Here is a 10,573-nt window from a genome sequence, read left to right as displayed (position 1 = left end):
TCGAAATTCGGCCGAATGGAGTCTCGACGTGCCTACGCCTTCTCGTCCGTTGCGGTCGCTCGGATTTCTCACGATCGGGCTGTTCGACGAGTCCGATCCGGCACGCGGCCACGAATCGACGCTGAACATCATCGAACTCGGTGAGCAGTTGGGCTTCGACAGCGCGTGGCTTCGGCATCGTCACCTGCAGTTCGGAATTTCCTCACCCATCGCAGTCATGGCTGCGGCATCGCAGCGTACCGACCGGATAGCGCTCGGTACGGCGGTGACACCGCTGGGTTGGGAGAACCCCCTGCGGCTCGCCGAAGATCTGGCGACCGTCGACGTGTTGTCCGGTGGGCGGATCAATCCCGGAGTCAGTGTGGGACAACCGATGCAGTTCGAGTGGGTCAAACATTCGCTCTATCCCGACACCGCCGATAGCGAGGATTTCGGGTACGAACGGGTATCGAGGCTGCTCGGGTTCGTTGCCGGAGAGCCGGCGTCGGCGTGGTCGGGGACGGAGGGTATCGAGTCGTATTCCGCTCGCGTGCAGCCGTATTCACCCGGTCTGCGCAGTCGAATGTGGTACGGGGGAGCGAGCCTGCGGTCGGCGCAGTGGGCCGGTGAGAACGAGATGAATCTTCTGGTCAGCAGTGTGGTGCGCGCAGAGGAGTCGACCGATTTCGACGACATCCAGCTCTCGCACATTCGGCGCTTTCGGGAGTTCCACCCGGCCGGGGGCGATGCGAGGGTCTCGCAGGGTTTGGTGGTGATTCCGACCGACAGTGCGAGTCCTTCGCAAACGGCCAAGTACGAGGAGTACGCGCGTGGGCGATTCGCGCGCACGCTAGAGCCGCAGGGTCCGGCTCGGATGTTGTTCGCGCCCGACCTCGTCGGGACTTCGGACAGGATCGCCGAGAAGTTGTACGCCGACAGGTCGTTTCGTGAGGTGGACGAGGTGGCGTTCGCATTGCCGTTCAGCTTCGACCACGAGGACTACGTACAGATCCTGACCGACATGGCACACACGCTCGGGCCCCTGCTCGGATGGGTGCCCGCGCAGCAGTGAGGGCGACCGGCGTCGATGGCCGATCGCCCTCACCGAGGTGAACTAGCCGCCGGTGATCGGTGAGTTGAATGCACACGGGATCGACTTCGTGGGGAAGCCCTTCGGATCCAGTGCATTCTTCACGATGCCGATCGCGCGAGGCGAGACCGAGATCGACAGGTGGTCGGACAGGTCGATTCCGCAGCCGTCCTGCAGGGTGATGTTGTTGACCGTGGCGCCGGGGCCTGCGGTGAGGAACGTCGTCTTGTACGGGGTGACGACCTCGTCGTACTTGGTGCCGATCACGGTGTACTCGATGCCGGGGTCGGTGTCTCCGCCCACTGCCAATCCCTTGACCAAGTCCGAGTCGATGACCTGATCCGAGGCTGCGGGTCCGGCGATGGCCCCGACGACGCCGAGCACGTTGAGGCCGATGTTGTTGATCGTGCGGCCCAGGGTGCCGATTCCGACGAGGGTCGTTCCGTGGTTCGAGCCGGCGACGCTGACGACGGTGTTCACCTTGTTCTTCGTCGGGTCGGCCGGGTTGGCACCGCCTTCGAAGCGCAGGTACTGACGGGTGACGAGTCCACCCTGCGAATGGCCGACGATGTCGACCTGTGCGGAACCGGTGGCAGTACGTACTGCATCGACGTAGGTGGCGATCTCCTTGGCGCTCGACGCCACGGACGCGGTGCCGCGCAGCGACGGGAGGTTGCCGACGACGCTGGCGTCGCCGTCTCCGTAGTTCAGCGCGAAGATGCAGTAGCCCTCCTTCTTCAGGGCAGGCGACATACGAGCGAAGTTGTTGTACGCGTTCTCCCACGTGCCGTGCAGTAGCACGACCGGGCGCGGGTGGGCTGCGGACGGCTTGCAGTTCCAGTCGTTCGCACCCTGAGGCGCGACGTCGGGGTTGACGAGGCTGTAGAGGAATCCGGCCAGGAAGTTCTTCTGTTCCGGTCCGTAGCCCTTGGTCTCGGTCCGGGGGTCGTAGGTGATCGTCGCGGGAGCGGCGGATTCGATGTTCGGCTGGGCGATGCCCTGGTCGGCTGCCTTGGGCGATGCCTCGGTCGGACCGGGCGGAACAACTGTGTCGCCCTGCACGGTGGCGGGCGGAGCGGGCGTGGTGGCGGGCTGTGCCTGTGCTGCAACACCGGCACCGAGGGTGAGTGAGCACGCCATTGCCGCGATCATTGCAGCGCGCACCGTCGTTGCCTTCCGCGTCGTGCGGAAGGTGGTCCGAGAAGTGGTCATGGAGCCTGACTTTCGACGAGGTTGTTGGACAAGGCGGAACAGTAAACGCGGATTTCGGTCGATTGCGCTCTCCTGCCAGGCGTTTGGAATCCGCCCGCAACCGATGTCTCATATGTGAGAGAACGTCACAAGTGAGCTGATGTCCCGATTCAAGATGGACTGCCGGATATAATCGTCGAAACAATCCGCAGGTTTGATTTTTGTTCTACTGTTCGTGTGTCCGCATCCCGCTCGGCGTCGGTCGATACGGATGCAGTCACGCGAGGTCGGGGCCGAGCGATCGTCGAACGATGCCGGCGGGGCGGGGAAACAAACCTGAAGCAGGTTTCGAGTTCGAGGGGTGGGGTCTTCGGTGACGGCAGCAGGGAGCGTGCAGGTGTCGCAGGAGGAGTTCGTCAGTGGGCGACGGGCGTCCGATCGTCTGCGGACGCCGCGAGAGACGGCCGCACGCATGCTGGATCAGCACTTCGGCGAACCCGAGGACACACCACCGCCGCGCGAGTGTGCCCGCGGTGAGCTCGACGACATGACGACGACCTGCTGCGAGCTGGCGATCGGAGTCCTCGAGTCCGGTCGGCTGCCGATACCCGGTGCGATGGACGTCTTTCGCGACGCAGCAACCCGGTGGGCGCGTGACGGCGTACCGCTCGGCCGTATTCAACATGCGATCAACGAGGGCTGCGCACTGGCTGTGCGACAGGCACCGCGCGCGGTCGACGAGGGTGCCGACGATCGGCTCGTCGACGGAACCGTCCTGATCATGGAGCTGTTGGATGTCGTCACCGCAGCCGTGGCCGACGCCTACCTGGCCGAATTCAGGACGCTGACTCAGAACGGTCCCCGTCACGACGTGGAACTGCTCGACGCGTTGCTCACCGGTGACGGCACGGCCCGCAAGATCGCCGACCGGATGGGTACGCTGCTCGCCGAGGACTATCACGTTGTCGCCCTGCACTTTCCGACCCACGTCGACGAAGGTGGCCGACGGATCGACGCCGCGATGATGGCGGCTCGAAAGCTACGAAGAATCCACACTGCGCTGGCCACGTTCGACGCGACCTGCGCGCCCATCGCGTCCATCGGTCCCACCGGCGGTACCGTCCTGCTGCCCGACGTCCCCGGTGTCGACATCGGCGAACTGGTCGATCGTCTGGCCGAAGCGGGCCAGGTGCCGGTGACCGCGACGACCGGGTCGGCCGCGATCGACGACATCGCCACGACCTCGCCCCACCTGTACGAACTGCTGAGTCTCGTGCGTCGCCTCCGGTACGCACCCGGGACGTACCGGATTTCGGATCTCGTGTTCGAGTACCAGGTGAGCAGGCCGGGCCTGGGTCGCAGACATCTTGTGACACTGATAGATCCGCTGCGCGATTCGGTCGACCTGTTGCCGACTCTGCAAGCGTTCGTCGACTCGGACTCCAACCGAAAGAAGACGGCCACCTGGCTGACGGTGCATCCCAACACCGTCGACTACCGCTTGAAGAGGGTGGAGCAGCTCACCGGACTCGATCCGATGAAGCCGTCCGGTCTGCGAAGGCTGCACGCTGCTCTGATCGCAGACCGCCTCGAAGCCCGCCGCCCGGTGGACGAGCGATCACTGTGACCGCGCCGGACGGCGCGGTGCTCGCAGCGTCGGCGGCGCTCGATCAGGTGGAGTCCGTGGCGGCTCTGTTTCAGCCCGTCGTAGAACTGGCCACCGGGGCAGTCGTCGGATACGAGGCTCTGGCCAGGTGGCCGTCTCCTAGTCTGGCCGTACCCGAGGACGTGTTCGCGCTGGCGCGAGAGCGCGGGATGGTGGGTCGCGTCGATGTCGCGTGCCGCGCCGCTGCACTCCGCGCGGCGCGCGAGCGCGCGTACTCGCGTCGGGTGCGCTTCTTTCTCAACATCGAGCCGGGCTGTTTCGTCGACGAACGCGACGTCGATGTCCACCTCGATGCGATCGGCGACGACCTCGACGTCGTCCTCGAGATCACCGAGCGAGACCTCGACCGAAACGTCCCGTTGTTGATGACCCTGGTTCGAGGAGCCCGCGCTCGCGGCATGTCGGTGGCCATGGACGATGTCGGTGCCACACCTGCAACGTTGGAACTGTTGGACTCGGTCGCGCCGGACATCGTCAAACTGGACGCGTCGATCGTCCGGTCCCCGTATCGCTCACGTGCCGCGGTGCGACAGGTGCGGGCCTATGTTCGGTCGAGTGATGCCGTTCTGCTGGCCGAAGGAATCGAAACCCCTAGGCATCTACGTCGAGCCGTGTCGCTGGGAGCAACCCTCGGTCAGGGCTGGCTGTTCGGCCGTCCGATGCCGCTGCCGAATCCGCCGATCTGACGAGTGGCCAAGGGACGAGGAAACCCCGCACCTTCACGGCCTCGGCCTTGGTGCGGGGTTTCGGTACGACCGATCGAGACGATCAGTTCGTGAACTTGTCCTTGATGTTGCCTGCGGCGTCCGAGACGTCGTCGCCGACCTGCTTGGTCTTGCCCGACGCCTGATCCTTTGCGCCTTCGGCAGCAAGGTCGTCGTTGTCGGTCTTGTGGCCGATCTTTTCCTTGGCTTCGCCCACGAGCTCTTCTGCCTTGTGCTTTGCCTTGTCGATGAAATCAGCCATGGTGAACTCCTCGAAATCGATTGTTCTATCCGTTCACGAGGAGCTATACCCGTGACAGCCCGCAGTAATCATCGAAGCGCGCGCGGGTAGTGCCGGGGTGATCGGGGTAGTCCTCGCCAATGGATACAGAGATCGGTGCACAGCCGTCACACGAGACCCCATCGGCCGAACATCGGCGCCCGAGCGGCGTGGACGACGCGACCGTGGCCGCAGTGGGAAAGATGTCCGAGGCGCTCGAGTGCGTGGAGCGGGCCCGGGGACATCTCTACTCGTTCCACCAACTGATGGGACATTCCGACCTGCTGCTGGGCGAGGCCGTCGAGGCACTTGCCGATGCAGATCACGACGCGATCGCGCAGCGAATCGACGACGACATGATCGGTCGAAACATCGCACCGGGGCGTTGGACGTTCCAGCTCGTCGAAGAATTCGACGACGGGTACTGGAGTCCGTTGCGCGAGCACGAGAGGGCCGTCCGGGACGAGTTGCTCGACGGACGTCGCCACGTCTTCGAGGCCGAGATGAAGGAAAAGCGTCGAACCCACGGCCGCAGCGGGCACGAAGCGAGGCCGGCCGACTGACCGCCGGTTCACGAAAAAGCACCGACCCCGCCGGTTGACGGCGAGGTCGGTGCTGGAGTGTGAGTGTCTAGCCTGCTTGCTTCGCCGCGTCGACCTCGCTGGTCGCGTTGGCGGTGGACAGCTGACCACCGGAGTTCTCCAGGTGTGCCCGCACGAACCAGTGGAAGAGTTCGAGCTGCGCGCTCTGGCCGATGAGCATGTCCTCGGTCACCGGGTCGATCTCGCCGACCTCTTCGATGTTCTTGCGGGTGGTCTCGATGACACCGGTGTAGACCAGGTCGAGAGCTCCGAGGTGCTCGATGGCCGTCGCGCGACCGATCGAGTAGTCGTCCCAGGTGCGCTCGGAGACGATGGTGCCCGGTGTGCCCTTGGCGGAGGAGCCGAGGGTCGCGATGCGCTCGGCGACATCGTCTGCGAAGCCACGAACAGCCTCGACCTGCGGGTCGAGCATCTCGTGTACCGAGATGAAGTTGGGTCCGACGACATTCCAGTGAATGTGCTTGAGCGTCAGATGGAGGTCGTTGTACGCGTTCAGTCGATCTTGCAAGATCTCGGCGACGCGCGCGCCCTTTTCCGAGGTGAGTCCGGGAACGGTGTACGAGTTCTTTTCAGCCATGATCAGTGATTGCCCCAACGCCCCGGAACACAAACATGCCCCGCCGAACAGATCGGCGGGGCATGTCTCGTGCGGTGCTTCTACTTGTCGAGTCTCGGTGAATCCGTACCGGAGGTTCCCGTCGGCGACGTGCCGGCGGTGGATGTTCCATCCGTCGGATCGACGATCGGACTGTTGGCGGCGACCTCGTCGATCTTGCCTGCTTCGTCGTCTTCCTTCGGCGGGTTCTTCAGGCTCAGGATGATCGAGCCTGCCAGGACCACGATGATGACCACCAGGCTGACCAGCGAGGGGATCTCGGGGATCGAGGTGCTGATCACCTTGTGTCCGGCCTGCAGGATCAGCTTGACGCCGATGAAGGCGAGGATGATCGCCAGTCCCTTGGACAGGTAGTGGAACTTCTCGAGCAACCCTGCGAGCAGGAAGTACAGGGCGCGAAGGCCGAGGATGGCGAACGCGTTCGAGGAGTAGACGATGAACGGGTCGTCGGTCACCGCGAGAACGGCAGGAACGCTGTCCACTGCGAAGACCAGGTCGGCGGCTTCGATCGCCACCACGACGGCGAGAAGTGGCGTGGCCACCCGCTTGCCGGCTTCCTTGACGAAGAACTTGGTGCCCTCGTATTCGTCGCGGACAGGAATGATCTTGCGAAGCAGGCGAACTGCGATCGAGGTGCTCGGGTCGTACGAGTCGTCCTCGTCCTTCATCAGCTTGTAAGCGCTGTAGAGGAGGATGGCTGCGAAGACGAACAGAACGGCAGCGAACTTGCTGACGATGGCCACACCGGCGGCCAGGAAGATCGCACGGAAGACCAGGGCACCGATCACACCGAAGAACAGCACGCGGTGCTGGTACTCACGCGGAACCTTGAAGTAACCGAAGATCAGCGCGAAGACGAAGAGGTTGTCGACCGACAGACTCTTCTCCAGCAACCAAGCCGTCGTGTATTCGACTCCGGCCGTGGTTCCCAACGTGAAGAACACCACGATGCCGAAGATGATGGCCACACCGACCCACAGGGCGCTCCACCACGCGGCTTCCTTGAAGCCGATGATGTGGGCACCGCGGTGCGCCAACAGGTCGATGGCCAACAGGATCAGGACGACGGCACCGAATGCCGCCCATGCCCACCACGGGACGACGTTCATGAACGGCCACCTCTACTAGTGAATTTGCTGCCGAGCTGCTTCAACTTCGCCTGATTCTCGGGCTTGGTCGCGTACCGACGTGCTTGATCGATCATCTTCTTGCCCTGCGGGCTGCGAGCGAACGATGTCAGCTTCTGTGTCAACGACATCTGTCACATGCTCCTTTACGTTTCTCGTACGTCCGAATTCGATGGTGTTACTGGCCGCGAGTGGACCCGGTGCGGCTCGACAAGTCGTTCCGCGGGCTCCACTCGTGCGGCTTCGACCTCGACTACTCCAGTGTGACTGTTCACTTTCCTGCAGGCATGGTCGTTTTGCGGACATCTTCTGTCGCATTTGGTTGCCGGATACCGGCAATGTAAGCATCTTTGCTAGGTCAAGATGACAGACGGGTGGACGGCCAGTCGAGCAACATTGCGCCGAGCACCGCTGTGTGCAGCGCAAATGCCTCGACGGGGTTGCCCACATCCTGCCCGGTCAAATCCTTTATTCGCGACAATCTGTAGGTGACCGCGCGAACGGACAGATGCATGCGGCGCGCAGTCGACGCAGAGTTCGCGCCGGTGTCGAAGTACACCTGCAATGTCTCGAGGAGGGGACCTGCTCCACCGCGGGCGACCAGGAGCGGGGTCAGCAACGTGTCCACCAGGTCGGCGATAGCCGCGCGATCACTGATCAGCACCCGATAGACGAGCAGATCGCGGGCATCGACAACGGGTGCGTCGAGCCCGAGTGCCGAGGCCAGTTCGAGTGCGTCGAGCGCTTCTCGGTAGGACGCCGCAACACCGACAGCTCCACCTCGAGCGCGGCCGACCCCGATCTGTGTCCGGCCGTACTCGCCCGCCCGGCGGAGATCGACCGATTCGTTCGACGCGAGGGCGGGCGTGCCGAGGGCGCGTCCCACCCGGGTCAGTACGTGGTCGACGGCGTCCAGGTCGGGTGCCGGAAACACGAGGATCAAACGGTCCTGCTTGGTCGCGACGAGTAATTCGGCATCGCCCTTGCTCCCCTGCACGGTGCGCTCGACGAGGCCGATCGCGGAGCTGGCGTCGGTGAACGGAGTGGTCGAGGTCACGACGGCCACCGCATGTGGACTCGACAGGTCCAGCCCGAAGGCCTGTGCACGCCCGAGCACCCCGGCCACATCGGAGGTGCCCGAGAGCAGATCGTCGACGAATTCGCGTCGGGCGAGCACCTCGGCGCGCACGAGAGTGCGACGCGCGAGCTGATAGCCCTCGGCCAGTTCGGCCACCGCGTCGTCGACCGCACGCAGCATCACTTCGCCCGCGGTGACGACGCCGGAGGGATCCTCGGCGGCCGCGGCGACGGCGGGCAGCTCGCGCCACAACCGCCACGCGGAGCTCAAATACAGATCGAGCAAGGCGCGCAATGCGACTCCCGCCCGCGCCGCGGCATCGCCCTGCGCACGAAATTCGCGTAGCTGCTTGCGTCTGAGGGGGACGCCCGCATCCACCGCGTCGGTGAGAACGTGCAGAAAGCTGCCCAGTAAGGCGACGTCGAGTCCGCCTGCGTCCGACGCGGCGAGCGCGGCGACCGTGTCGAGCGGTACCGCGTCCCGCTGTGTGGCCATGTGGTGTCTTGCTCCTCGTCGACTCCCATCATGGTAAGCCGCCGACACCGATCGGTTACACGGGTGTGGAAGCATCGTTGCGCTCGACTCGACGTTCGACTTAGGCAGGTAGATGATCAAGCTCGGCTCGACAGCCATCGTCGCGATCTCGTGCGCGCTGTTCTCGACTGCGTGCTCGGCACCGTCGCAATCGGGACTCGTATCCTCGGATGGACTCGTGTTGGCCGACGGCTACGAACTCGGCGGGTACAACCCGGTCGCCGGGTACGGCGCTGCCGGCGAGGCGAAAATGTACGACGGGTTGTTGCGCATCGGCGGCGCCGACGGTCTGCCACCGCTCGAACCCGCACTCGCCGTCGAGGTTCCGACGGCCAACGACGATGCGACGGTATGGACGGCGACGCTTCGCGATGGGGTGGTCTTCTCCGATGGGTCCACGTTCGACGCAGCAGACGTCGTCGCTACCTACGAGGCGATTCTGGATCCGGCTTCGGCGTCGGAGGCGCGGTCGTCGTTCGACATGATCGACGACGTCGTCGCGGTCGACGATTCGACCGTCGAATTTCGACTTGCGTACTCGTACGCGCCGTTTCCGACGAAGTTGCTCATCGGAATCGTCCCGTCGGAGGCCGTCGCGGATCCCGGGCTCGCCGCCGAATCGCCACTCAACCGCGCTCCTGTCGGAACCGGCCCCTACGTCCTGGTCGATCTGTCACCGGATCGAGCGGAATTCGAGGCCAACGAAAACTACTGGGGCGGAGCGCCCGAGGTGAAGAAACTCACCCTGCTGTACGTCCCGGACGACAACACCAGAGCCCAGCGGATGGCGGCAGGCGACATCGACGGGACGAACCTGCCGCCGCTTCTGTCGCAGAGTCTGGACGGACGTGAAGGCATGACGTTGTCGTCCAACGTCTCCGCGGATTGGCGGGGTGTGTCGTTACCGACGAACTCACCGGTCACCGGAAACCGAGACATGCGGCTCGCCCTCAATCTCGCCGTGAATCGACAGGCGATGATCGACGGGGTCCTCGGCGGATACGGCCGACCGGCGGCCACCCCCGTACCGTCCGTGTTCGGCGAGTCCTACGAGCCGACTGCGGTGTTCGAGTACGACCCGGCCGCTGCCCGGCAGATACTGTCCGACGGCGGCTGGCTCCCCGGTCCCGATGGCATTCGCGCGCGTGGTGGGCAGCGCGCGGAGATCACCGTGATGTACAACTCGACCGATACCGTACGGCGAGATCTGGCCCAGGCCTTCGCGTCCGATGCGGTGGCGGTGGGGGTCGAGGTCACCCTCGAAGCGTTGTCCTGGGACCGGATCGACCCCAGAATCGGCGTCGATTCCACGCTGCTCGGCGGTGGAGAAGAGCCCTACGATGCCGATACTCAGGCCTATCGCGCACTCGACTCGTCGTTCGTCGCGCCGGGCGTCGGAAGTATCTACGACAACGCGGCCGACTACTCGAACTCGACGGTCGACGCCGCCCTGGACACCGGCAGGCGCAGCCTCGATCCCGCGGTGCGCGCGGAGGCGTATCGGGAGATGCAGCGCGCCTACGTGGCCGATCCGGGATACGTCTTCCTCGTCTTTCTCGATCACACCTACGTATCCAAGGATTCGGACTGGACGATGTCCGGACCGGTGCTCGAGCCGCATTCCCACGGCGTCACGTGGGGTCCGTGGTGGTCGTTGCAGACGTGGACTCGCTCTTCGTGACCGTCGATCAGCGGCACTTCACGAC

At 64.4% G+C, this 10,573-nt stretch carries 11 protein-coding genes; 5 read left to right on the top strand and 6 right to left on the bottom strand.

Features of this window, described 5'->3' with window-relative positions:
* The first annotated feature begins 28 nt into the window (after positions 1–28).
* Positions 29–1,051, top strand: a complete 1,023-nt coding sequence (locus tag CH295_RS01760; protein WP_094739570.1) for an LLM class flavin-dependent oxidoreductase — start codon at positions 29–31, stop codon at positions 1,049–1,051.
* Positions 1,052–1,093: 42 nt separating this feature from the next.
* Here the strand turns inward: CH295_RS01760 and CH295_RS01755 are convergent, their stop codons facing one another.
* Positions 1,094–2,281 (bottom strand): esterase/lipase family protein, encoded by a 1,188-nt coding sequence (locus CH295_RS01755; RefSeq protein WP_094739569.1) that lies wholly within the window; start codon positions 2,279–2,281, stop codon positions 1,094–1,096.
* Positions 2,282–2,633: 352 nt separating this feature from the next.
* Here CH295_RS01755 and CH295_RS01750 point away from each other — a divergent pair, with 352 nt between their 5' ends.
* Together CH295_RS01750 and CH295_RS01745 are read left to right on the top strand one after the other, a co-directional pair.
* Positions 2,634–3,887, top strand: a complete 1,254-nt coding sequence (locus CH295_RS01750; RefSeq protein WP_037190655.1) for a PucR family transcriptional regulator — start codon at positions 2,634–2,636, stop codon at positions 3,885–3,887.
* Complete coding sequence (locus tag CH295_RS01745; RefSeq protein ID WP_252341859.1) at positions 3,884–4,612, top strand: EAL domain-containing protein; 729 nt, start codon at positions 3,884–3,886, stop codon at positions 4,610–4,612. Before CH295_RS01750 ends, CH295_RS01745 begins: the two co-directional genes overlap by 4 nt.
* 82 nt (positions 4,613–4,694) lie before the next feature.
* Here the strand turns inward: CH295_RS01745 and CH295_RS01740 are convergent, their stop codons facing one another.
* Positions 4,695–4,892 (bottom strand): CsbD family protein, encoded by a 198-nt coding sequence (locus tag CH295_RS01740; protein WP_027496220.1) that lies wholly within the window; start codon positions 4,890–4,892, stop codon positions 4,695–4,697.
* A gap of 119 nt (positions 4,893–5,011) precedes the next feature.
* Here CH295_RS01740 and CH295_RS01735 point away from each other — a divergent pair, with 119 nt between their 5' ends.
* Positions 5,012–5,473, top strand: a complete 462-nt coding sequence (locus CH295_RS01735) for a hypothetical protein (RefSeq protein WP_037190657.1) — start codon at positions 5,012–5,014, stop codon at positions 5,471–5,473.
* Between the two features lie 67 nt (positions 5,474–5,540).
* Here CH295_RS01735 and CH295_RS01730 read toward each other — a convergent pair whose 3' ends face one another.
* From CH295_RS01730 to CH295_RS01720, 4 genes are all read right to left on the bottom strand, one after another.
* Positions 5,541–6,089 carry a Dps family protein gene (locus CH295_RS01730; protein WP_037190670.1) on the bottom strand — a complete coding sequence of 183 codons (549 nt, stop codon included), beginning with the start codon at positions 6,087–6,089 and terminating at the stop codon, positions 5,541–5,543.
* Between the two features lie 80 nt (positions 6,090–6,169).
* Positions 6,170–7,237, bottom strand: a complete 1,068-nt coding sequence (locus tag CH295_RS01725; RefSeq protein WP_037190659.1) for a TerC family protein — start codon at positions 7,235–7,237, stop codon at positions 6,170–6,172.
* Complete coding sequence (locus CH295_RS27650) at positions 7,234–7,386, bottom strand: hypothetical protein (RefSeq protein ID WP_170945704.1); 153 nt, start codon at positions 7,384–7,386, stop codon at positions 7,234–7,236. The genes CH295_RS01725 and CH295_RS27650 overlap by 4 nt, the downstream gene beginning before the upstream one ends.
* Positions 7,387–7,613: 227 nt before the next feature.
* The gene (locus CH295_RS01720; RefSeq protein ID WP_037190661.1) at positions 7,614–8,828 is read right to left on the bottom strand and encodes a PucR family transcriptional regulator; all 1,215 of its coding nucleotides are present in this window, start codon (positions 8,826–8,828) and stop codon (positions 7,614–7,616) included.
* Positions 8,829–8,940: 112 nt separating this feature from the next.
* Between CH295_RS01720 and CH295_RS01715 the strand changes: the two genes are divergently transcribed.
* Positions 8,941–10,548: an ABC transporter substrate-binding protein gene (locus tag CH295_RS01715; protein ID WP_094739568.1), complete on the top strand. Its 1,608-nt coding sequence runs from the start codon at positions 8,941–8,943 to the stop codon at positions 10,546–10,548.
* Positions 10,549–10,573 lie beyond the last annotated feature (25 nt).

Source organism: Rhodococcus sp. 14-2483-1-2 (assembly GCF_002259405.1).
Lineage (GTDB): Bacteria > Actinomycetota > Actinomycetes > Mycobacteriales > Mycobacteriaceae > Rhodococcoides.
Note: the sequence above shows the minus strand (reverse complement) of the source record. Positions and strands in the feature narration are given on the sequence as shown.